This window comes from Nocardia beijingensis NBRC 16342 (genome assembly GCF_001612785.1).
In the GTDB taxonomy this organism is placed as follows: Bacteria; Actinomycetota; Actinomycetes; order Mycobacteriales; family Mycobacteriaceae; genus Nocardia; species Nocardia beijingensis.
Window position 1 is genome coordinate 27,132 of sequence record NZ_BDBC01000063.1, and the last position, 21,902, is coordinate 49,033.

At 67.6% G+C, this 21,902-nt stretch carries 20 protein-coding genes and 4 tRNA genes; 8 read left to right on the top strand and 16 right to left on the bottom strand.

The window, feature by feature from the left end:
- Positions 1-31: 31 nt before the first annotated feature.
- The 10 genes from NB3_RS29515 to NB3_RS29560 form a co-directional block, all read right to left on the bottom strand.
- Positions 32-646: a (2Fe-2S)-binding protein gene (locus NB3_RS29515; protein WP_244892136.1), complete on the bottom strand. Its 615-nt coding sequence runs from the start codon at positions 644-646 to the stop codon at positions 32-34.
- A gap of 2 nt (positions 647-648) precedes the next feature.
- Positions 649-1,074, bottom strand: coding sequence for a TIGR02611 family protein (locus NB3_RS29520; protein WP_067809844.1), 426 nt, complete (start codon positions 1,072-1,074; stop codon positions 649-651).
- 107 nt (positions 1,075-1,181) lie between these two features.
- Entirely contained in the window at positions 1,182-3,431 is a 2,250-nt protein-coding gene (locus NB3_RS29525; RefSeq protein ID WP_067809846.1) for a SulP family inorganic anion transporter, read from the bottom strand.
- Positions 3,432-3,675: 244 nt separating this feature from the next.
- On the bottom strand, positions 3,676-5,904 hold the full coding sequence (locus NB3_RS29530) for a SulP family inorganic anion transporter (RefSeq protein WP_067809848.1): 2,229 nt from the start codon (positions 5,902-5,904) through the stop codon (positions 3,676-3,678).
- Positions 5,905-6,172: 268 nt separating this feature from the next.
- Positions 6,173-7,342: a type III polyketide synthase gene (locus NB3_RS29535; protein WP_067809849.1), complete on the bottom strand. Its 1,170-nt coding sequence runs from the start codon at positions 7,340-7,342 to the stop codon at positions 6,173-6,175.
- 328 nt (positions 7,343-7,670) lie between these two features.
- Positions 7,671-8,792, bottom strand: a complete 1,122-nt coding sequence (locus NB3_RS29540) for a site-specific integrase (protein ID WP_084823781.1) — start codon at positions 8,790-8,792, stop codon at positions 7,671-7,673.
- Entirely contained in the window at positions 8,792-9,010 is a 219-nt protein-coding gene (locus NB3_RS29545) for a helix-turn-helix domain-containing protein (protein WP_218020661.1), read from the bottom strand. The genes NB3_RS29540 and NB3_RS29545 overlap by 1 nt, the downstream gene beginning before the upstream one ends.
- A 15-nt stretch (positions 9,011-9,025) precedes the next feature.
- The gene (locus NB3_RS29550) at positions 9,026-10,762 is read right to left on the bottom strand and encodes a replication initiator (RefSeq protein WP_218020662.1); all 1,737 of its coding nucleotides are present in this window, start codon (positions 10,760-10,762) and stop codon (positions 9,026-9,028) included.
- The gene (locus NB3_RS29555; RefSeq protein WP_067809853.1) at positions 10,759-11,178 is read right to left on the bottom strand and encodes a helix-turn-helix transcriptional regulator; all 420 of its coding nucleotides are present in this window, start codon (positions 11,176-11,178) and stop codon (positions 10,759-10,761) included. The genes NB3_RS29550 and NB3_RS29555 overlap by 4 nt, the downstream gene beginning before the upstream one ends.
- Positions 11,178-11,570, bottom strand: coding sequence for a hypothetical protein (locus NB3_RS29560; protein ID WP_067809855.1), 393 nt, complete (start codon positions 11,568-11,570; stop codon positions 11,178-11,180). Before NB3_RS29560 ends, NB3_RS29555 begins: the two co-directional genes overlap by 1 nt.
- Before the next feature lie 117 nt (positions 11,571-11,687).
- On the opposite strand from NB3_RS29560, the gene NB3_RS29565 reads away from it, so the two are divergent.
- From NB3_RS29565 to NB3_RS29580, 3 genes are all read left to right on the top strand, one after another.
- Positions 11,688-12,041 carry a GntR family transcriptional regulator gene (locus tag NB3_RS29565; protein ID WP_067809857.1) on the top strand — a complete coding sequence of 118 codons (354 nt, stop codon included), beginning with the start codon at positions 11,688-11,690 and terminating at the stop codon, positions 12,039-12,041.
- 176 nt (positions 12,042-12,217) lie between these two features.
- A complete protein-coding gene (locus NB3_RS35840; protein ID WP_174553259.1) occupies positions 12,218-13,333 on the top strand; it encodes a hypothetical protein in 1,116 nt (371 codons plus the stop codon).
- Positions 13,323-13,811: a gamma-glutamylcyclotransferase family protein gene (locus NB3_RS29580; protein WP_157112077.1), complete on the top strand. Its 489-nt coding sequence runs from the start codon at positions 13,323-13,325 to the stop codon at positions 13,809-13,811. Before NB3_RS35840 ends, NB3_RS29580 begins: the two co-directional genes overlap by 11 nt.
- A gap of 512 nt (positions 13,812-14,323) precedes the next feature.
- Here NB3_RS29580 and NB3_RS29585 read toward each other — a convergent pair.
- From NB3_RS29585 to NB3_RS29600, 4 genes are all read right to left on the bottom strand, one after another.
- Positions 14,324-14,542, bottom strand: a complete 219-nt coding sequence (locus tag NB3_RS29585; protein ID WP_157112078.1) for a hypothetical protein — start codon at positions 14,540-14,542, stop codon at positions 14,324-14,326.
- Between the two features lie 312 nt (positions 14,543-14,854).
- Positions 14,855-15,277 carry a hypothetical protein gene (locus NB3_RS29590; RefSeq protein ID WP_157112079.1) on the bottom strand — a complete coding sequence of 141 codons (423 nt, stop codon included), beginning with the start codon at positions 15,275-15,277 and terminating at the stop codon, positions 14,855-14,857.
- On the bottom strand, positions 15,270-15,773 hold the full coding sequence (locus tag NB3_RS29595; protein WP_067809866.1) for a hypothetical protein: 504 nt from the start codon (positions 15,771-15,773) through the stop codon (positions 15,270-15,272). Before NB3_RS29595 ends, NB3_RS29590 begins: the two co-directional genes overlap by 8 nt.
- Before the next feature lie 169 nt (positions 15,774-15,942).
- A tRNA-Val gene (locus NB3_RS29600) sits at positions 15,943-16,014 on the bottom strand.
- 398 nt (positions 16,015-16,412) lie between these two features.
- Here NB3_RS29600 and NB3_RS29605 point away from each other — a divergent pair.
- The 4 genes from NB3_RS29605 to NB3_RS29620 all read left to right on the top strand — a co-directional run bounded on the left by NB3_RS29605 (position 16,413) and on the right by NB3_RS29620 (position 18,049).
- Positions 16,413-16,485 (top strand) — tRNA-Gly (locus tag NB3_RS29605).
- Positions 16,486-16,528: 43 nt separating this feature from the next.
- Positions 16,529-16,599: transfer RNA gene (locus NB3_RS29610), tRNA-Cys, on the top strand.
- 1 nt (position 16,600) lies between these two features.
- Positions 16,601-16,675 (top strand) — tRNA-Val (locus tag NB3_RS29615).
- Positions 16,676-16,819: 144 nt separating this feature from the next.
- Positions 16,820-18,049: a sigma factor-like helix-turn-helix DNA-binding protein gene (locus NB3_RS29620; protein ID WP_084823783.1), complete on the top strand. Its 1,230-nt coding sequence runs from the start codon at positions 16,820-16,822 to the stop codon at positions 18,047-18,049.
- Here the strand turns inward: NB3_RS29620 and NB3_RS29625 are convergent.
- Positions 18,015-18,959 carry a hypothetical protein gene (locus NB3_RS29625; protein WP_244892137.1) on the bottom strand — a complete coding sequence of 315 codons (945 nt, stop codon included), beginning with the start codon at positions 18,957-18,959 and terminating at the stop codon, positions 18,015-18,017. The genes NB3_RS29620 and NB3_RS29625 overlap by 35 nt on opposite strands.
- Positions 18,960-19,490: 531 nt before the next feature.
- On the opposite strand from NB3_RS29625, the gene NB3_RS29630 reads away from it, so the two are divergent.
- The gene (locus NB3_RS29630; protein ID WP_067809868.1) at positions 19,491-20,513 is read left to right on the top strand and encodes a hypothetical protein; all 1,023 of its coding nucleotides are present in this window, start codon (positions 19,491-19,493) and stop codon (positions 20,511-20,513) included.
- Here NB3_RS29630 and NB3_RS29635 read toward each other — a convergent pair.
- Complete coding sequence (locus NB3_RS29635; RefSeq protein ID WP_084823792.1) at positions 20,480-21,442, bottom strand: LysR family transcriptional regulator; 963 nt, start codon at positions 21,440-21,442, stop codon at positions 20,480-20,482. The two genes, NB3_RS29630 and NB3_RS29635, sit on opposite strands and share 34 nt — an antisense overlap.
- Between the last annotated feature and the right edge of the window lie 460 nt (positions 21,443-21,902).

Consider the following 21,902-nt stretch of genomic DNA (forward strand, 5'->3'; position numbering starts at 1 on the left):
CGTACCCGTCGAGGTACCGCGCGGCGGGGGGTCAGCCTTCGGCGGCCAGGTCGGCGAGCAGGGCGATGCGTTCGGCGGCCGGGCGTTTCGGGCAGCTGGTGCACATCTCGCAGCCGGGAACCTCGAACACCAGGCAGCAAGAGATGCGGCGCACGAAAGTACGTCCGCCGATCTCGACGAAACGCGGAACGGGAAGTTTGCCACCGATCTCGGCGGCCAGCCGCGCGCCCGCGTCCGGCGACCCGGCGTCCAGCGCGCGGTTGCCGATCGCGTCGGCCACGATCGCCCACAACGCGGGGACGCCGGCGCTCGACACCCGGGCCACCGGCGGGATGACGGTCGTCAGCGTCTCGCCCAGCGCCGCCGCGCTTCCGGCGGCCTGGCCGCCGTCCGCCGGGAGGCGTACCCGTTCGATGCCGCCGTCGGGGCGCACTTCGCACTCCAGCCGCTCCAGCACGGCCTCCGGGGCGGCCTCGTCGTGCGCGTACGCCCGCGCGATCTGCTCCACCAGCGCGGACGCGACCATGCACCACCACAGCGTGCCCGCGATACGCAACGACGTGGTCCCCCAGGAATGGCCCATCTCCGCGATCCGCGCGGCCAGCCATTCCGGTTGGGTGAGCATGCGCCCGGGAACGGTGGTCACCGTTACAGGGGGCTGCGCAGCCATTCCCATTCGACTCCGATCCAACTACCCACAAGCCCGAACGTTCCCAATACCCACAGCGTCGCCACCACCAGCGCGGCGGTGCCGACGGCCCCGGCCACCTGCACGACGCGGCCCTGACGGGAGTACCAGTCCATCAATTGCCGGTACCGGTCCCGCAGCCACGCCAATACCGCGCGCGCCCAAGCGAATTCGGTGGCGAGGATACCCAGCCCTGCGAACACGATCGCCCAGCCGGGACCGGGATAGGGGATCGCGAGCACACCTGCCGCGAGCACGGCTATACCGGCCACCGCGACCACGATCCGGTAGCCGAGATACAGCGTAGGTCGTCGCTCGAGCCCGGCACGGAAGGCGCGCCAGCGGGTCGGCCGATCGGTCGAGGTCGTTTCCGGATCTGCGGTCACGTCCCCAGGGTACGAGCGTCCGGCCGGTCGAATCCGCTCCCACGTGCCCGGATGCGATGATCCCGCCCAGGGCGGTCGCCCCGGGCGGGATCATCCATCCCCGTCGATCAGACGAGTTCGCGAGCGGGCCGATGGGCTGCGTCATCGATGTGCGCGATCCCGTTCTCGGTCACCTCGACCACGCGAGCGGAGGCGATGTCGAAGAACAGGCCCGACACCTTGACGCCGCGTTCGGCGACCGCCTTGCGCACCGCAGGGTGCCGGTGCAGCAACTCGAGCTGCACCGCCACGTTCACCATGCTCAGCTGATCCACCTCGCCGAAACCGGCCTCCCGCGCCGCGCCTGCCACCGGATGCCCCGCGCGGAAGCGCTCCAGGCTGGGCCGGGCGTGGGAAAGCCAGGCGTCCACGCCGGGAACCTCGGCTCCGGCGTGTAACGCCTTCATCGCGCCGCAGGAGGAATGTCCGCAGACCACGATCGAGCGGACGTTCAGCTGCTCCAACGCGAACACCAGGGCGGCCTCCACCGAGGCGTCGCCCTCGGCGGGCGCGAGGTTGCCCACGTTGCGCACCGTGAACAGGTCTCCAGGGCCGCTGTTGGTGATGATGTTCGGCACGATCCGCGAGTCCGAGCAGGTCAGGAAGAACGAATCCGGGTCCTGCGTGTCGCGCAGCTCGTCCAGGTGCGGCCGGACGACGTGGGCGTGGCTGCGGTGGTAGGCCGCCACACCCGCCGCGACCGGGTTCTCGTGCCGCTCGTCGCGTCGCCACGGGCCGAGGATCTCGTCCCAAACCGAGCGCGCGAAGCTGCGCGCGGGCGGCTGGGCCCCTGCGTGGGCCATCCTGGCGCCGCCGATCTCCACGAAATCGACGCTGCCGCCGTTGTTCACCTGCTGGCGGGCGAATTCCTCGATCGCCTCGAACGCCGCGTGATCGAGGAAGTCGACGGTCATCTCCACCGTGACGTCGACACCGGCAGGGATCTTCGCGAACTGCGCCGACAGTTTCGGCAACGCGAGGAAGGTGGCCGAGCCGTCGATGGTGACCAACCAGCGCTGGGTGCCAGGAATCTGTTCGGCCTTCACCGCGACGCGGACCACCCGCCACAGCAGCAGGCCGAAGGCGAGGGCCAGGCCGATCAGCACACCCTCGAGCAGGTTCGCGAACACCACGCCGAGCACCGTCACCGCGTAGACCAGCAGGTCGCCGGTGCGCCGCGCCAGTTTGATGTGGGCCAGCTTCACCAGCTGGATGCCGATGACGATGAGCAGACCGGCCAGCGCGGCCTTCGGGATCTGCTCCACCACCGAGACCAGCGCCACCGAGAACACCAGCACCCACACGCCGTGCAGGATCGCGGAGGCGCGGCTGTGCGCGCCCGCCTGCACGTTGGTGGCGCTGCGCACGATCACGCCGGTGACCGGCAGGCCGCCGAGCAGCCCCGACAGCACGTTCGCCGAGCCCTGGCCGATCAGCTCCCGGTCGAAGTCGGTGCGCTTGCGCGAGTGCATCTTGTCCACGGCCACCGCCGACAGCAGGCTCTCCACGCTGGCGATCAGCGCGATGGTGAGGATGGCCAGCACCAGACCCGACCAGTCGCCGCTCGGCAGAGCGGGCAGGCCGATGGCGTCGAACAGCGAGCCGTTGAGCACGATGCGCTCGGCGTTCAGCGGCAACACCAGCGACAACACCGTGCCGACCAGCACCGCGACCAGCGGACCCGGCACGACCCTGACTTTCGCGGGCAGGTACTTCCAGCCGAGCATGATCGCGATCACGACCGTGCCGATCAGCGTGCCGCCGCCCTCCAGCGACAGCAGCTGTCCGGGCAGCTCGATGATGTTGCGCCAGGCCGAGCTGTGCGAGGAGCCGCCGAGCAGCACATGGATCTGCTGCAGGGCGATGGTGATGCCGATGCCGGCGAGCATCGCGTGCACCACCACGGGCGCGACGGCGAGCGCCGCCCTGGCCACGCGGCTGAGGCCGAGCAGGATTTGCAGCACACCGGCCGCGCAGAATATGAAACACGCGGTACGCCAACCGAATTGGTTGATGGTCTCGGCGACAACGACGGTGAGGCCCGCGGCGGGGCCGCTGACCTGCAAAACCGAGCCGCCGAGCGTTCCGACGACGATGCCGCCGATGACGGCGGCGATGAGCCCGGCGGCGACGGGGGCTCCGGAGGCGATCGCGATGCCGAGCGAAAGCGGCAGCGCGACAAGGAAAACCACGATCGAGGCGGGCAGATCGTGACGGAGGATATCGGTGAAGCGGTCGGACAGAGGTCCGGAACTGCGGCCCGGGCCCGGCGGTGCGGGCATGGACGGTGGCGGGGCCAAATCGTGATCGATAGCCATGACTCTCCTTCGCCGACTCGGCTGTTTCGCCGAGGTCGGTTGACGATCAACATGTCCAGCAGGGCACAAGACCGCGAACCGGCATCTCGCGGTGAAGCAGTCCCGACACAGCGATGAGTCGAGATGTAAACGAGTGCAAGTGTATTGGTAAAGACTTAGCAAAGCCTGAGAAGTTCGCCGATTGTGTGTCATTCCCCACTGCGCTGCTGTCGCCGATCATCGTGATCCACCACACAATGCCTGGTCAGACCGGCTCCGCCGCGATACGCCCGCGCTCGTCGCCGAACTCCGCGATACCGTCCACCATGACCTCGATCACTCGCGCCGTGGCGAGGTCGAAGAACAATCCCGAAACCGTCACGCCCCGCTCCTCGATCCCCCGCCGCACGACCGGATGGGCGTGCAAGGTCTCCACCTGCACCGCGACGTTCACCATGGCCAGCTGGTCCACCGGCCCGAAGCCCGCGACGGCCGCAGCGGCGGCGACCGGATGTCCGAGCCGGTAGCGCTCCAGGCTCGGCCGCGCGTGCTCCAGCCAGTCGCCGAGACCGGCCCCGGCCCGCACTTCGCGATGCAGCGCCTCCATCGCACCGCAGCCGGAGTGGCCGCACACCACGACCGCGCGCACGTCCAGCCGCTCCAGCGCGTAGATCAGTGCCGCCTCCACCGAGACGTCCCCGCCGCCCGTCGGCACCAGGTTGCCCACATTGCGCACGGTGAACAGGTCGCCGGGGCCGCTGTTGGTGATGACGTTCGGCACGATCCTGGCGTCCGCGCAGGTGAGGAAGAACGAGTCGGCGGCGTGCCGATGCCGCAGCTTGTCCAGATGCGGGCGCAGCAGGTGGGCGTGGCCGCGGTGGTAGGCGGCGATCCCTGCCGCGATGCGGTTCTCCCTGTCGCTCGTTGGCCGCCACGGTCCGATGACCTGTTCGACGACCTGCCTGAAGTGCCCGCGCTCGGGCGGTCCGGCCAACGTGGCGGTCATCCGTTCGCCGCCCAGCTCGGCGAATTCCACCGTGCCGCCGCTGGTTTCGCGCTCGCGCGCCCACTCGGTGAGGAACTCGTGCGTGGCGTGGTCGAGGAAGTCGACGGCCATCTCGACGGTCACATCGGCGTCGGCCGGGACCTTCGCCAGCTCCGCGGTGAGCTTCGGCAAGGCCAGGAAGGTGCAGGTGCCGTCGATGGCGACCACCCAGCGACGCGAGCCGGGAACCGGCGCCGCGACGATCATCACGCGCACCACCCGCCACAACAGCAGCGCGAATGCCAGTACCAGCCCGATCAGCATGCCCTGCAAGAGATTCAGGAACACCACACCCAGCACCGTCGCCAGGTAGACGTACACTTCACCGGCCCGCCGGGCCAGCCGGATGTGCGCCAGCTTGATCAGCTGCACGCCGACGAAGATGAGCAGCCCGGCCAGCGCGGCGGTCGGGATCTGCCGCACGAGTCCGGCGAGGGCCACCGCGAACAGCAGGATCCACACGCCGTGCAGCACGGTCGCCGCCCGGCTGCGGGCGCCCGCGTTCGCGTTGGTGATGCTGCGCACGATGACGGCCGCGATCGGCAGGCCGCCGAGCAAGCCGGACACGACATTGGCCGAACCCTGCCCGATCAGCTCCCGGTCGAAATCGGTACGGTGCCCCGGCCGCATCTTGTCCACCGCGACGGCTGACAGCAAGCTCTCGATGCTGGCGATGAGGGCGATCGTCACCATGGTCGAGGCGATGGCCGTCAGGCCGCCGGAGGGGATGGCGGGCAGCCCCACGGAGTCCGGCAACGACCCGTCCAGCACGAGGCGCTCGACGTGCGTGGGCAGCACGAGCGCCAGCAGGGTGGCGGTGACCACCGCGACGAGCGGTCCCGGGATCACGCGCACCCGCCGCGGCGCGAAGCGCCACGCGATCAGGATGCCGATGACGACCAGGCCGACGCACAGGTCGCCGGTACGCACCGACAGCAGCTGCCGCGGCAGCTCGGCCAGCGCGGCGAACGACGAACTCAGCGAGTTGCCGCCGAGCAGCACGTGCACCTGTTGCAGCGCGATCACCACGCCGATGCCGGCCAGCATGCCGTGCACGACCACCGGTGCGATGGCAAGCGCGGCGCGCGCGACGCGACTGAGCCCGAAGAGGATCTGCAGCACTCCGGCGCCGATGGTGATGAAGCACGTTGCGGCCCAGCCGAACTGGTGCACGCTCGCGGCGACGACCACGGTGAGGCTCGCGGTGGGCCCGCTGACCTGAATCGAGGAACCACCGAGTAGCCCGGCCACCACGCCGCCGACGGCGGCGGCGATCAGGCCTGCGGCGACGGGAGCGCCGGAGGCCACCGCGACGCCGAGCGAGAGGGGAAGCGCGACCAGGAAGACCACGATGGAAGCGGGCAGATCGGCACGTCCGATACTGGTCAGAGGACCGGTGATCCGTGCATGCGGCGACGTCCGGGGTGCGAGATCGGTGTCGGTGGACATATTTTCTCCTTCGCCGGGTGGACCCGGTTCATCGGTCAAACATGTTCTTGGCATCGAAAGCGAGCAGCGGGCGAAGCGTTGGCCTTCATCCGGTCGACAGAAGCGACCCGTGAAACGGCGGTCGAGACGGTGAACGGAAACGATAGTAAAGAGTTCACAAAGCGTGTGAAAAGGTTTCCGATCCGGCTGACCGCAACCGCTACCATAATGTGACTCAGGTCACAGCGCAACAAAGGGATGCCGACGCCCCGACCCAGAGACGGCGTGCTCACCGCCGCACGACGTCGAAGAGCAATCCCTCGATCGCGACGCCTGGCGCGAAGGAGAACGCCACGCCCGTCGAGAGCGGCTCGGTCCCGGAGGTCTCACCGGCTATCCGTTCCAGCACGAAGATCAGTGAGACGCTCGACATGTTCCCGTATTCGCCGAGCACCTCCCAGCTGGCCGATGCGGCTTCCGGTGGGAGGCCCAGCGATCGCGCGGATTCGAGCAAGATCTTCGGGCCGCCCGGGTGGATCGCCCACACGTCGATGTCCGGCTGCCGCAATCCGTTGCGGCGCAGGACATCACGCACGACGGGAGCAACGCCGTCGTAGATGTACCGAGGGACGTTCTCGGACAGCTCGCACGTGATGCCGTCGTGATTGACGCCGACCACGATGCCGTCTTCGGTGTCCTCGAACAGGTGGGTGAAGGTGTCCCGCAGGACGATCGTCCCGGGTTCGGCCGGTTCCTGCCCCCGCTTCGCTCCGATGACGACCGCCCCGCATCCATCTCCGAACAGGCTGTGGGTCACCGCGTCGCCGATACCCCCCACGGGGACGGCATGCACCGAGTTGAGTTCGATGCACAGGACCATCGCCTTCTTGCCGGGGTTGGCCCGGACGAAATCGGAGGCGGCGCGTATTCCGTTCATCGCCGCCGCGCAGCCCATGAAGTTGACGACCAGGCGGGCGACCGACCGAGGCAATCCTAGGTTTTCCACGACGGCGACATCGACGCCGGGCGCGATGACGCCGGTGCTCGTCGCGAAGATCAGAAGCCCGAGGTCGGCCGGGTCGGTTCCGTCGAGCGCGCGCCGCGCCACGTCGACCGCCAGCGGGACGGCATGGCGGTAGAACAGGCGCATGCGCTCCTGGATCGGCGCCGGTGCGCCGCCCGGCGCGTGAATCCGAGGGTCCAGCGGGTCGACCGCGAAGCGCCGGCTACCGATCATCGTCTTGCGGAAGATCCGTCTGACCTGGTCTTTCCGCTCCGGATCGGTGAGTTGCCCCGCCATCCAGTCCGCTGCGACGGACTGATCGAGGACCAAGCCCGGCGTACCGGTGGCAATTGCTTCGATGACGGGTACGGTCGGCGGCGGCACCGACGGGAGCGCGTGCTCCCGCGCGTGCGGAGCCGTGCGGATGCGAGGTGCCTGGTCGAGAGCGATGGACATAGAGCCGTTCTTTCCTCACTCGAGCGATGGAGAATCCGTACTCCCATCGTCGAAGAGCAAACACTCGGCAACCAGATACCCCAGGGGTAGGGATACCCACCCCCGCAAGACCCTGTGACCCGTTCCCATGATGCTCGGGGCCGATAGACCCGACCCGAGCCGGAAACGACCAGGAACACAAAAATCCCCCCAACCAGGTACAATGTCGAGGGGATGAAGTGGTCCCAGCTGGGATCGAACCAGCGACCTTCCGCGTGTGAGTCAGGCACATCGTTGCAGGTCAGAACGGTGGCACGTGCGGTCGTGTCCCCCACGTGCCCCGAATCTGTCAGTGCCTCACGATGATGGTGCGCGGCAGCTCGACCGCATTGCCTCTGGCTGCCAGCTTGCTCAGCTCGGCGGCGACCTCCTTGTCCCGGCCGTCGACAGCGTGCAGGTACCGCAGCGCGGCAGCCGTCGAGGCATGCCCGAGTCGCTTCTTCAGGTCGGCCAGCGTGGCCCCGGTCGCCGCAGCCAAGGTCTGGCCCGTGTGCCGAAGGTCATGGAAGCTGACCTCCACTCCGACCCGATTCCGTGCCCGGACGAACGCCTGGTAGATCGCGTTGCCCCGCATCCGCTGACCGTCCTGGCCGACGAATAGCCAGGTAGGCCCCGACCACTTCTCCAGGTGCTCCACGAGGAACGGCCGAAGGTGCGGTGGGATGGACACCGGCCGCTTGCCCGCGTCGGTCTTCGGGTCCTTGTCGAACGCCTCGCCGGACTCCAGGAGTTCCACTCGATTGCGCCGGACCCAGACCTCATCAGCCACCAGGTCCAGGTCCACGACCGCCAGCCCGATGATCTCGCCGCGCCGCAGACCGCACCACGCCGCGAGCAACACTGCCGCCCTATAACGGGGAGTGATCTTCTCGACCAGTTCGGCGACCTGGGCCGGAGTCGCTACCGTGCGTTCCTTCGCTCGGTCAGAACCGGCGCTCTTGATTGTGCACGGATTTGCCGAAATCGCGCCGTCCCGTTTCGCCTGATTCATCACCGTCCGCAGGAACCGGTAGGACTGGGCGATGGAGGTCTTGCCGCCAGTGCCAGCCAGCGCCTTGGCGTGCCAGCTGCGCACCACCGGAGGCGTGATCGCGATCAGCGGCTTGTCCAGCAGCTCCGTCATGTGCAGGCGCATGTTCCGTCTGCACGTCTCCTCCCACCGCGGACCCACGTCCGGGTTGTCGCGCAGGTAGGCCGCGGCGTAGTCGCCGAACCGCTGACGCCCGATCCGCTCATCGAGCCAGGCGCCCCGGCTGATGTCGGCTTCGACGTTGACCAGCCACCGGTCCGCGTCGGTCTTCGTCCGGAAGGTGTTCGGCGCGTTCTGCCGCTTGCCGTTGGGGCCGATGAACGACGCCTGATACTTGCCGGAAGGCAGCTTGCGGACTTTGCCGAACCGCCGTCGTGCCATCAGGCCACCGCCCTGCCGCCGCTCCAGCAGACTTCGATCGGCTCGACCCTGCCCGCCTGGGCGTACGCCTCCAGGTCCGACACCTTGAACCGCACATGCCCGCCGATCTTGTAGAACACCACCCGACGTTCCGCGACCAGCCGACGAATGAACCGGACGCCGGTACCCAGGTACGCCGCCGCCCCCTCCACGTCCACGTATCTCGACTCGATAGTCACCGTTCGACCTCTCCCCTACGCCGCCGTGTCGTCGACTGAATCATGTTGTGCCGCAGCGGCTTCACTGGGCCTCAGGTCTATGGGTGGGTCCGCGAGCTGGGCGCGGGTGTACTCGGCTTGCCAGGTGATCTTCTGGGCCACCATCTGCATGATCAGGTGCTCCCGAGGCGGCACGTTCGGGTCGCCCGGTTCGGCCGGGGTGATCTGAAGCCGGGAGATCACCTCCCGCGAGATCCCGGCCTCGGCGAGACGTTGCCGAACGAACTCCGCACGATCGGCCTTGTGGTCGGCCAAGTCCTTCCCGGTCCACTTCCGCGACACCAGCACCCGACGCCCCCGCATGCCAAGAGTGTCGCGGCGGTGTGCCTTGCCCTTGCACAGGCCGGGGATGGTCTTGGCGGTGGCGCCCTTGGGGACGATGCCGTAGCGGAACCACACCCCGCACGTGGGTGAGCAGGGTGTCTTGCACAGCTCGGCGTGGAGACGGTCGTAGTGGTCGGCCGCCCGTTGGGTCTTGGCTTCCAGCACGTCGCCCACGGACTTGGTGAGGTACTTCGTCAGGTACCCGATATGCCGCCCGGCTTCCTCGGTGCCGCCGAGGATGCCCTTGCTGTCGACCTGGTCGCCGAAGCGGATCACGTGCGCGGGCTCCAGCTCGTCCACGGTGTCCATCAGGTCCAACGCCTCGGTGAACGTCGGCACCGGCTCGTGAGTGTCGGGGTCGACGAATCGGCCGGCGGTGTAGTCCCAATACGGCATGCGGTCGGTGTAGACCTCGTGGTCGAAGTGCGGCCACCACACCTGGTGATAGGTCGCCGCCGCGATCTGGCGGATCAGCGCGTGCGGATCGGTACCGCGGACTCCGATGTGGATGTGCGGGGCCCCGCGCCGCTGCGGCTCCACCGTCGCGAAGTACTGGATATCCCGTCCCGAGGCGCGACGGTAGTTCTGGATGAACCGGTCGAACAACGCCGAGAAGTGGATCGTGTCGCGTGCGGCGCGGCGGTAGTCGTAGGACTCCGGATCGATCGGGGCCCCGTCGGAGATGGGCTTGCCCTTGTCGTCCACCCCGGCGCCGTCGCGATGGATACGCCCGTAGGAGGGCAGGGTGAGGGTGATGAACATCGAGGGCCGGTACTTGCCCTTGTACACCCGCCCCACTGTGGTCTTGGCGACCTTCTTACGCGGCAGGTCCGGCTGCTCCTGGCGCCGCTTGGTCGACCGCTTCCGGGCAGGCTTCTCCTCCGGCTCCAGACTGGGCAGCTTGCCCTTGATGCCCGTCGCGCGCAACTCTTCGTCCAGGTCGGCCACGACTTCGCGGATACCGTCCATCGCGTCTTCGTCGCCGTCGTCGCGGGCCTTCTCGTACTCCTGCATCAGCCTCGCGCGCGCGGTGAGCAGGTCGGTTTGCTGCTGGGTGGGTGGGTTCTTCTCGATCACGGGTTCCTCCTCGATGTGCCAGCCCTCCCTGGCCTGCTGAATCCGAAGCGCCCGAGCCTTCGCCGCGCACGCGGGGCAGACGCACTCAAGGGTCGACTTGCACGGGGCGCCAACATATTTCGAACCGTGGGTGTCCAGATCGGTGGCGAGCATGGCCAGCGGTCGACGGCACACCCCATGCTGTTCGGCCATGTCGTAGGCCAGCTCCACGACGTTGAGCCGGGCGCGTCGCTCGGCCGCTGTTTCACGGGCCGCAGCCCCATCACCATCGGCGACAGGGCTGGGCAGTTGCGTGACGTTCTCCGCCGTCATGCCGCGTGACTCCTCAGGGTCGCGAACTTCGCCGACTGCACCACTCCGAACAGGCAGCCGCAGCCACCCGGACGAGTCCACGGCGTCCCCGCGCACGCCGGGCAGGTCTCCCACTGCGACGACTCGTGCCGCACCACACAGTCCGACGACTCACAGCCCGAGCGCTCGCACCAGATGCAGATTCCGGCGAAGGACAACCGCGACGGCCGCGCCGACGCCGTCTCATCCGGCCACAGATCGGCGACCGACTTCCCCAGCTGCGCAGCCACCGCATAGCGGGTCACCGGGTGCGGACGCCGCCCCTGGACGACCCACCGCTCGACCGTCTTCGGGTCCACCTGCACCCGTTCGGCCAGCTTCGCCGGAGTCAACCCCGCCAGCAGGATCGCCTCCCGCAAGGTCGTGTTCACCGCCATCACGCCACCGCCCCGAGCTCGATCACGTCGTCCAGCTCCACCGGCGCATGCGGCGTGGTCGCCAGCACCCACTCCACCGGGCTCAACCGCAGCACCACCTCAGCGAAGTCGGTCGCCTGCCACAGCGTCGCGTCGCGCTCCTCGCTGTAGGCCAGACGCAGCAGCCCGCACTCACGCCACCGCGCGCACATCGCGCCGAACTCCGGCGAGCCCACCGGCCCCAGTCCCGCGATCTCCTCGAACGCGATAGACATCCGGTTCGGTCGCGCCAACAGCCAGGCCAGCAACCAACGCTCCTGGATGGACAACGCCTCCGCGCCCAGCAACAGCAACCGTGCCTGAGCCTCGGTCATCACTGTGTCCACTTGCGAGTGCACGAGCTGTGTGTTCATCGAGAAAACCTCCGACCCAAACGAGACCAACTGATACATAGCAGTATGCATCAGTACGTAGCAGCATGGAAGTGTCTGACCTAGATCGGCACATATCGGTTTACGTACACTTGCCCGATGGACTCCGTACGTGCTGGCCTCGCCACATATCGGCGGGTTGTAGAGCAAATCAAGGACGAAATTCGCTCTGGCGCCCGCCAGCCCGGCGACCGCCTGCCGGGGAACCGTCGGCTCGCGGAAGACTTCGGGGTGTCGCTGGGCACTGCGCAAAAGGCTCTCCGAGTGCTCCAAGACGAGGGATGGGTGGTGACCACGCCAGCCGTCGGCGTCTTCGTTGCGGCCGATCGGCCAAGCGATCCGATCCACGATCTCGACGACCTTCGCGCTGAGGTTCAACAGCTGCGCAGGATTACGGATGACCTTGGCGCGCGTCTCGATCGAATCGAGGGCAACACCCAAGGCCGGGGCTGAAAGACCGGCCGTCCCGGTCGGCGTTGTGCGATTCACGACTTCAGGAAACGCCGACACGATGTTGCGGCACTACGCTCCGCGATGTCGCGTCTCATGCGGGACTGTCGCACATGTCGCGGCTGTTGTAGCGTCTGTGTCTCGTCTACTGCTCAGCAGGCCAGGGGAGGGGAGCGCCTATGGCATCGATCCGATTGAAACAACTGCTACGAGAACGACACTGGCAGAAGTACGCGACGTTCTGCCGGGAGTATGACCGTGTGGCATCGGGTGTCGATCCGCAGTTGATCGGTACAGCACCGAGTCGAGGACAACTGCATCGCTGGTTAGCTGGCGAGCTTAAGGGGTTGCCGTACCCGGACCACTGCCGAGTGCTGGAAGCCATGTTCCCGGGATGGACGGCCGAAGCGCTATTCGAAGCGATCACAGATGGTCCCGTTGCCAGCGGACAGGATCATGCCGGAGTCGCTCATCTCGTCCGTGCAGTGGAAGAAGCGTTCAGCGCCCCCGATGCCCATCGCGCAACTTGGAACACGCCGATAGCACGAAACGGTCGCCAGGCTACCGGACTCGACGGCGCGCTCGGGGGAGGAAGTGACATCCCGGACACCATGCAACTGGTTGCCAAGAAGCTGGTAGCGCTGGCTCGTGTTCTTCGCATCGACGCCCAAGAGACAGCACGACTGGCAAGTCTCGCGGGTCAGGTTGTCGAGCTTGAGATGCACGTCAGTATCGACATTCGGAGCGATGGACTCTCGACCGTGTGCTACCGGCATGAGCTATTCAATATGAGCGAGCACCCCGTGACGCGAATAGCGCGAGAAGTCTGGTTCGAGCACACACCCAACGGAATTCAAATCACACCGTCGACCACTGGATCGCGCAAAGTTATCATCCAGCGCATTCACGACACGCCCGGACTTTCCAAGTTCGCCTGCCAGATATCGCCGCCCATCCGCCCGGGTGAGACCGGCACCATCGCATACGAATGTGCTGGTGGACAGTTCGTAAGTGACCACTACTGGCGGCAGGGATTGCCGCGGTATACGCGCCACGTCACGATCACGTTGCGGCACAACGCAGTTGGCCGTCTGTTGTCGTACTCCGCCACAGAGGAACAGGTCAACGGCTCTGAGCAAACGGTGTCAGAAGACCTGATCTGGGACAATGACGGAGATGACGTTCTGGTCACCCTCACTCGTGACTACCTGCGCCCTGGGCAATCTGCCACGGTCCGATGGGACGTCGAGCACATCGAGCGGAAGCGCACCAAGGAGATTCCGAATGTCAATTGAGACCCGGCGAGTGCACGAGACTCGATTCGACATCCTCGGGCCAGCGGGCCTGAATTCGACCGAGACGACACCCCTGTTCGCATACGGAACGCTACAGCTTGCCCCAGTTCTCGACGCCCTCATCGGCCGGGTTCCGAAGTCGGCCGAAGACAAACTCAGCGGATGGCGAGTAGCTCGCCTGCCTCACCGCGTCTACCCCGGCCTCGTACCCGACCCAGCCAGGTCGGCATACGGTCGGGTCCTAAGCGGCATCACGCCCGTGGAATGGATGCTTCTCGATCGGTTCGAGGACGACGACTACGACCTCGTGCCCGTCACCCTCGACAGTGGCCTCCACGCGATGGTCTACGCATGGAAGAAGCCCGTCGACCAGCTCGACTGGATCGCTGACGAGTTCGCAGCATCCGAACTTCCCGCCTACGTCCAGCGATGCACCGCCTGGTTGGAACGCGACCGCTCCCGGGATTCGACGCACTGACTCCCGAGCTGGAAGCCGATGAAGGCCACCGCCCGCGCCTAGCGTCATGCAGGTTGTTGCCGAATTTGGCTATATAGGATCAAGGGCGGCGCTGGCGCGCCGCCTACGCGGCGCACCGCGCCGCGACGCGCAACCGCCGGCCTCCGCAAGCTGCGGCAGGCGGGCGCGTCGGTGCGTTGCCCCGCGTTTGGCGACGTGGCAGAACGCACCTTGTTCCTGTCTGGCCGCTTTTTCAACGTCCTCGCAGTGCTGGGCACGACGACAGCCGTACCCGACTGACCTCCCGCAGTCCTCGACGAATCCGCCAGCACTCTGTCCGGTCAACCGGCTGTGGTCCCGTGGGGCTCGGCACTTGTTCACGAGCAGGTCACCGCGGACAGCCGAGCGGGGGCCCCACACACGGCGAACAGCGGGGAATCCGGTGGCGCTGCCACCAGTGCGACGCCCAGCACCGCCGCAACATCGAGACCATGGCCCGCTACCCGACTGATCCCAGAGGGGGCTTCGGCCCCCTACTTCTTCTCGGGCTGGTCCGCAGCCCGTTTGGTCAGAATCGCCCACGCCAGTACGACCAGGAACACCAGCCAGGGGACTTCCGCGACCCAGCCGATCACCGTCCTCGTTGTCGACGGGTTCGCGACGCCGAAGCCATTAACGGCGATGGCGGTCGCCACCATGAACGGCCATGCCAGCGCCACCGTGAGACCGACGAGCACTGCCGCTCGAATCAACCAGGTTCCCCCATTGAAAAGTGGCTGACGACGGGCCATCGAATCGCCCCCTTTCCCGGCTCAGAACGAAGCTGAGCGTCCTTCGGCCGCTTGGCCCTGCTGTGTGGTGGCCTGCATTGTGTTCCCGCGCCCCTCCAGCGTCAAGAGCGCCTACGGCGTCCCTCCGGGATGGCTCACGCCACTCTTGACCCCGGAGCCTCTACGCGCGAAAGGCAGGCCAATATGGGGCAGGCGGGAAGCCTGCCCCCGGGATACCAGACCACCACCCACCAGGGCCAAGAGCATCCCCGATGCGCGGACTGCGCCTAAGCTTCAGCCCTGCAAGACCTGTACTACGGGATCACCGATCCGTACCAACCGATCGCCCTCGACCCGTTCCTCCGCAGGCGAGCGAATTTCTTCAAACTCTTCACGTCGCGGACCGAACATATCCGACAGCGGATTAGTCCCGCCTACCGTCACCTTCCGATAAGTGATTCCGACCGACATATGGTCGTACACCTCGATGATCCGAACTCGAACCTTTTCAAAAGGGACGCTGCCGATGGTCAGACCCGTATCAGGATCAAGGATCGGCTCACCTTCGGGCGCCATCACCTTGAAACGATCTTCAAGCTCGACCCCGTGCTCGCTACCGCGATTTATCACAAGTCGACGAGAATTCAGAACACGGGCCACCTTGCCGGTAACCGGTTCAACCTCTGCGAACTCTTCGCCACTGGTGCCGTCACTCATGCGGCTCACCTCTCTGTGCCTGTCCCACGCGGGCGAGTTCTTCGTCGACCGCAGCTTCCGCGAACCTCCGCCAGTCATTGACCGCGTCGGATGTCTGATCACGGTGCGCTGCCGCAAGATCAGCAACGATCCTGGCTCGCGTACGTAGTTCGGCCTGACCATGACCATCGGCATCCATTGTCAACTCCTGGATTCGACCGAACGCAGCCATGATCCGGAACGACCTCATCACAGCGGATCGAGCAGTACGCTCAAGTTCTCGTTGACGAAGTTGCTCCGCTTCCTCGCGGTCGGCTCGCTGAAGCTGGCCCAGGATCACCGCGATCACCCATCCCGCAGCAATCGATATCAGGAACAGGACGCTGGAGAGGACGTAGCTTTCAGTCGGCGTCTGCCCCCCAGAGGCCGCAGCTACTATCCCCCAGAAGAAGCAGACCAAGGTACCGGCGACCAACAGCGCGCCGACGACATACAGCCAACCACTGACTTGGTTCACCTGACGGTTCTCCCATGAATATGGTCCAGCTCAGCCATTCCGCTCCGTGCCCCCTACATGCCCTAACACCTGGCGACGCACGGACAGGCACGGCTAACCGCCGCACATCCCCCGATCGCTCAGAGAAAGCGAAAGCCCCCCGACCTGGTGATTTGCCGGGGGGACTACGTGGTCCCAGCTGGGATCGAACCAGCGACCTTCCGCGTGTGAGGCGGACGCTCTCCCGCTGAGCTATGAGACCTGACGGGCTTCCGGAGGCTCGCGAGGCGCCCTCCGGACGAGACGAAACATTAGCACGCGCCACCGGCGGTTCACCAAATCGCCATCCGGACAGGGGCGGTTCAGCGCGGAACCACCGCGCCCGCGGGCAGCCACCCCGCACCCCGGCGGCGGTCCGGTCGGGGCCGGTATGTCGGTCGCTCCGGCGCCGCGTTCGGTCGCCGACCCGACGCACTACGGCGCTCACGGAGAGGGCCGATTGTCCCGGCTCCCCCACCCATCACTCCGGCCACGCGGGTCACAGCGGGCCACCTTCCGGATTTCTGCCGTTCTACCAGCGGATTTGTACCTTTCACCGAGCGTCCGCTAATGTTCTGTCTCGCACCACGGAGGCCGGAAACGAGCCCCGGGAGGCGGAATGCGGATGTAGCGCAGCTGGTAGCGCATCACCTTGCCAAGGTGAGGGTCGCGGGTTCGAATCCCGTCATCCGCTCGAGAGGTAGGGCCAGGCAACATTACGCCGTCCCCCTTTGCGCGGTGGAGTGGCCGAGTGGTGAGGCAACGGCCTGCAAAGCCGTGCACACGGGTTCGATTCCCGTCTCCACCTCGCGCGATTAGCTCAGCGGGAGAGCGCTTCCCTGACACGGAAGAGGTCACTGGTTCAATCCCAGTATCGCGCACCACCGTCTCACGACTCAGGCCCGGTTTTCACCGGGCCTTTGTTGTGTTCCGGGGCGGAGACCGGCGCCCTCCGGACGGCGGCCGGTGTCGGTAGGTGCGGATACGCTGTGGCGCACAGTGCCGAAGCCGAGTCAGGGGGTTGTCGCGTGACGATCAGTGCGGAGGTCACGCCGGGCGCGGCGCCGGATGACGACGATCCCGAGTCGCTCGACCTGCGTGACGACATCTCGTTCGAACTCGAAGAGGTCAACGAGGTGCTGGGTGAGTTGATCGCGCTGCGCGCCGACAAGAAGGCCAAGGACGGCGAGCTGCTGACGGCTCGGCTCGGGGTCGGCGGCGAGAAGCCCGAGACGCTGGCCCGCATCGGCGCCCGCTACGACCTCTCCCGCGACCGGGTGCGGCAACTGCATACCAAAGCGGTCGGCCAGATGATCCGAATGGCGCAGCTGTCCGGGCATCGCGCCGCCGACGTGCTGTCCGCGCGCTATCCACTCGACGCCATGGACCGGCAGCTGACGCGGGCGCTGCTGGTGGAGACGTACGTGACCGACACCGATATCGCCGCGACCGAGCTGTCCTATCTCAAGCTGCGGCTGGCCGGGCACGCGGCCGAGGACGCCAAGCGGATCGCCGGGTTCGTCACCCAGCGCATCGCGGCCTGGCAGAAGAAGACCAACCGCCGCTTGGCGAAACTGCACGACGCCGAGCCGCGCGCGACGAGTCAGCTGAATCCCTGGCTGGGGCAGGTCGATTGGCCACGCGCAGGCGCGGCGGCGGCGATCCCGGCCGCCTCGGCGCGCACCGTTGACAGCGATGACGACGGACGCGGGCGCTTCTACCTGGACAAAGTCGGGCGCGACGTACCGTTCGACTCCGGTTTGGAGGCCAGGCTGCTGTGGATTCTCAACGCCAGCGATCTGGTCGAGACCTTCCTGGAACAACCCGCCGCGGTCGGGTACGAACTCGACGGCGCGCAGCGGGTGCACTATCCGAGCATCGTCGCGCGGCTCACCGACGGCCGCACGGTGCTGATCGATGTCGCGCCGCTGGGCCATGTCGGCTTTCACGTCAACGTCGTGAAGTCCGCCGCCGCTCGGGCGCACGCGCACGCCAACGGCTGGGGCTGGCTGGTCTGGACCGGTAGCCGTATCGGCGTCCCCGATCTACTCGCGCGCCCGGTCGACGCCGCCGCCGAACGGATGCTGCGCGACCTCGTCGAGCGCGGCCCCGTGCAGTGGGCCGCGCTCGGCGAGGTCCGCGCGAAGACCGGCCTGGAACTGCTGGACTTCCTCGCGCTGGTGCTACGCCACGAATGGCGGTGGGACCGGGCGCCGTTCCGGCTCAGCGCACCACCATCGCCGCCGCCAGGAACGTGACGATCAGCAGCATCGCGCAGATGGTGATCAACTGCCAGCGGCCGATGGTCACCTCCAGCTTCGCGATGGTGTTGCGCAGGGCCTTGTCGAGCCGGTCGTGATCGGCGATCGTGCGCTGCGCGGCGGCCAGGGCGTCGGCCCGTTCCTGCGCGGCCTGCTCCGCGCGTTCCAACCGCGTGGTCAGCTTCAGCAGGTGTTTCTGCTCGTCCCGCAGCGCCTTGCGGGTCATCGCCAGCGACGTGCGCTGGTTGACCAGCTCCTGGCGCTGCCGGGCGATGACCGTGGCCTGCGTCTTCGTGTGATACTCCCAGTCGGTCACGGTGGCCCAGCCTCCCGTCCTCTCGTCCCGATAGCCCCAGACGTACTCGCCGCGCACCCAGCCCGCGATGAACTCGCGCAGTTCGACCGGCTCACGCCGCGGCGCCGCCATCGCGTGTTCGGTGTCGAGCACGCCGGTCACCGCGCGGTAATCACAGGCGGCGGGCGCGAAGTCAGCGATGCCGAGGGCGTGCAGGTACGGCACCCAATAGCCGGGCGGGCACAGCCACAACACATCCGTACAGCCCTCGGCGCGTAACCGCTCGGTGTGCTCCTGGGCGAGTCCACGCTCCAGCGGCCCACTGCGCACCTCGATCGCGTAGACCCGGTCGCCTTTGCGCCAGACCACATCCACCGGCAGCGTCCCGATGCGCCCGTCCACTTCGGCCTCGTCGGCTCCGTAGGCGAGCAGCCTGCCGCACAACCAGTATTTGAGCCGCCGTATATCCCACTGCGCGGCGGAACATTCGGGGCACCCACAGGCGTAACCGCGTTTCGATCCGCGGATACGGCCCGAAGCCTCTCCGATACCCAACTCGGCGAGCATCGCTCGGCGCCCGCAGGCGATCTCCGCCCGCTGCTTCGTTCTCACGCGACCACTCCCCTGCACAAACCACCGCAGGCCCGGCGACCTACGCCATAGATCAAGAGTGCGTCAGACTCGGCTACCTCGCCAGCCCCGGTCACCCCGCGCTCGGGTGTGCCACCGAGGTGGCCGGTCCGCGGAATCGGCGTTGTACTCTGCGGCACAAGGACTTTGATCATGCCACGGGACGACGCACGACGCTGTGGGAACGAAGGATTGACAGTTGCCGCCATCCCGCGACGCGCCCGGTGTCCCGGCCCCGCGGCAACCAGCGCGCACTTGGGGAGCCGGAGCGTGGACTCGCGAGGGACGCGATTCCGGCGGATAATGAGCGATCGAACGCGTCGGCCCGTTTCCGGACAAACCGGGTCGCCGCGTAATCCGCCCGCAGGGGGCCGATTCCGGGGGCCTAGGCTGCTTCGATCAGGTCATGGGGTCGGCGCACCGCCGAATCTTCGCGAGCCGCGGATGTGCAACTGGCGGATAGAATCGTCCGGCCGAGTGCGAGCTGGGCCGATACGGGGAAGTGGGTACTGGATGGAGCACGGTCAGCAGACCGGCGAGTCGATCGGCGCGATGTTGGCGAGTATCGCGTCGGCTCTCCGCGAGGTCAGCGAGAAGCTCGACGCGGTGGCGGCCCGGATCGATGGTGCGCAGCCCGTGGTGAGCGAACCGAGCGTCGATGGACGGCTGGCCAAGCTCGAGGCGTGGGCTTTCCGTGCCGGACAGGACATCTCGGGCCTCGACGCCAGGGTGCAGCGCCTGGAAGCCGAGGACGACCCGGCGCGGGAGGATCGGCAAACGACCGCTCAACGCCCACTACCCCGGGCCTCCGCGGGGCGATCGAACGCTCACAGGGCGGAGCTCGGCGTCGAATCAGCAGCGCGCAAGAGCGATTCCGCCGAACCGGACGGTGGCAGGAACGGCGCGCGACCGCAGGGCACACCGCGCGAGCCGGTGCACGCGGCCGCTGAACCGAGTTCGAGCGCCCAGACGAGTTTCACCCCGCCGCGCGAGCCCGCGCTGGACGCGAGCGCCACCCCCGGACAGAGCTTGACCGCGCCTCGCGACCCGGCGTCGAGCTTCACCGCCCCGCCCGCGCGTGAGCCGGCTTTCACCACTCCGGCTCAGCGGGAGCCCGTATCGTCCTTCACCGCGCCGACCCCGCGCGACCCGGGCACGGGGCGACAGGAGGGGTTCACGGCACCGCGCGAACCCACCACCCCGTACGCCTCCGGCGACAACGCCGCGTACGAGAGCATCGTCGCCTCCACCCACACCGGCTCCGAGAACGGGACGGCTCCCGCCGCGGGCGCCGGACCGGCCGGAGCGCACCGCGCCGGGGACGACGACCGCACGCCGGTCGAGAACACGCACGTGGACAAGCTGCAAGCCATGCTGGACGAACTCAAGCGCACGGCGGCTGCTCCGCTGAGCCGCTCCGACGTCTTCGGGACCGCACCGGGCGAGTCGGCCACGAACGGATATCAGTCCGAGCGCACCGAAGCGCAACGCCGACCCGCCGACTACCGGCTGTCCAGCCCGCCCCCGGTGTCCTGAAGCACCTTGGCGGACCGCCGCTTCGGCGGACGCACCGCCGCGAACGCACGCAGCAGGGTCTGCTGGACGAGATCGCGCAGCCAGCGATGACCTCCGTCGGCGGTGTTGCGCGGATGCCACGCCATCCCGATGGCGACCTCCGGCAACGGCAGCGGTATCTCGAACGCGCTCAAGCCGATCGCCGGTAGCGTGGCGGCGCTCAGCAGGGCGGGCGCGGGGCAGACCAGGTCGCTGCCGCGCACCGCGAACAGCGCGCTGGTCAGCGTCGGCACGGTGGCCACCACCCGCCGGGTGCGGCCGTGCAGGGCGAGGCGGTCGTCGATCGGTCCGTGCGAACGGCCGGTGCGCGAAATGCTCAGGTGCGGTGCGGCGGCGTACGCGGCGACGGTGACGCGATCGGTGACCAGCGGATGGTCGGCCGCGGCGACTCCGATCACGCGGTCGCTGAGCACTCGGCGCACGGTGGTCTCCGGATCGGTGTGATCGATCGGGCCGACCTCGAGGTCGACGCGTCCATCCCGCAGTGCGCCGGTGCCTTCGACGTTGTCGGGCAGGAAGCGCAGCGTCACGCCCGGCGCTCTAGCACGCACCGCGGACAGCAAGGGCCCGGCCAGCTCGGTGAGCACCATGTCGCCCGCCTGCACCGCGAACGTCCGGCGCAGCGCCGCCGGATCGAGGTCCGCCCGCGGCGTCAGCAGCGCGCGTCCCTGCTCGACCAGCGTGCTGACCTCGTAACGCAATTCCAGAGCGCGCGGCGTCGGCACCAGGTTGCGACCGGCGCGCACGAGCAGGGGATCGCCGAGCACGTCGCGGAGTTTCGCGAGCGTCCGGCTCATCGCGGGCGGCGAGGTGTGCAGGCGCTCCGCGGCCAGGGTGACGCTGTTGGTGTCCAGCAGTGCGTCGAGGGCCACGAGGAGATTCATGTCCAGCGCTTCCACCCTTGGATTATCGCCAACGCAAACCGCGGCTCCCCGCATTGCGCACGCGACAACCGGGGCGAGTCCGCGCCGAACGTGCGCCGCGGGGTGATCGTCGACTGAACCGTCCGCGTTCGAGTAGGTCCCCCGCCGCGGGGTGTGGTGCCGACGCGGGCGCCCGACCCGCTGGTGAGCAGGGGAAACGGCCGTGGACACGTCGACCGCGGAGCCGCCGGCCGGTCGTTGTCGAGACCATCGGGCATCGCCGGAGACAGGTCGGCCATCGCACGGCCCCGCGCGATTCGCCGAACGTCATCCGCCGATTCGGCAGTCGATGCAAGTGTGCGCGGACAGTCGCCGAGCTGCGCCCGGCCGGGCCGATCTCGCGGTGGCCCGCCGTGGGTTGCCGGTCGATGATGCGGATCTGACGCCGGTATCGGGAGAGATCACCACCCGGCGGGTCCTCGGCGCG

Coding starts and splice junctions, on each gene's coding strand:
- NB3_RS29550 (WP_218020662.1), bottom strand. CDS start 10,762: ATGACGGCGGAGAACGTCACGCAACTGCCCAGCCCTGTCGCCGATGGT.
- NB3_RS29535 (WP_067809849.1), bottom strand. CDS start 7,342: ATGTCCATCGCTCTCGACCAGGCACCTCGCATCCGCACGGCTCCGCAC.
- NB3_RS29630 (WP_067809868.1), top strand. CDS start 19,491: ATGGAGCACGGTCAGCAGACCGGCGAGTCGATCGGCGCGATGTTGGCG.
- NB3_RS29555 (WP_067809853.1), bottom strand. CDS start 11,178: ATGGCGGTGAACACGACCTTGCGGGAGGCGATCCTGCTGGCGGGGTTG.
- NB3_RS29565 (WP_067809857.1), top strand. CDS start 11,688: ATGGACTCCGTACGTGCTGGCCTCGCCACATATCGGCGGGTTGTAGAG.
- NB3_RS29580 (WP_157112077.1), top strand. CDS start 13,323: ATGTCAATTGAGACCCGGCGAGTGCACGAGACTCGATTCGACATCCTC.
- NB3_RS29560 (WP_067809855.1), bottom strand. CDS start 11,570: ATGAACACACAGCTCGTGCACTCGCAAGTGGACACAGTGATGACCGAG.
- NB3_RS29530 (WP_067809848.1), bottom strand. CDS start 5,904: ATGTCCACCGACACCGATCTCGCACCCCGGACGTCGCCGCATGCACGG.
- NB3_RS29540 (WP_084823781.1), bottom strand. CDS start 8,792: ATGGCACGACGGCGGTTCGGCAAAGTCCGCAAGCTGCCTTCCGGCAAG.
- NB3_RS29525 (WP_067809846.1), bottom strand. CDS start 3,431: ATGGCTATCGATCACGATTTGGCCCCGCCACCGTCCATGCCCGCACCG.
- NB3_RS35840 (WP_174553259.1), top strand. CDS start 12,218: ATGGCATCGATCCGATTGAAACAACTGCTACGAGAACGACACTGGCAG.
- NB3_RS29590 (WP_157112079.1), bottom strand. CDS start 15,277: ATGAGTGACGGCACCAGTGGCGAAGAGTTCGCAGAGGTTGAACCGGTT.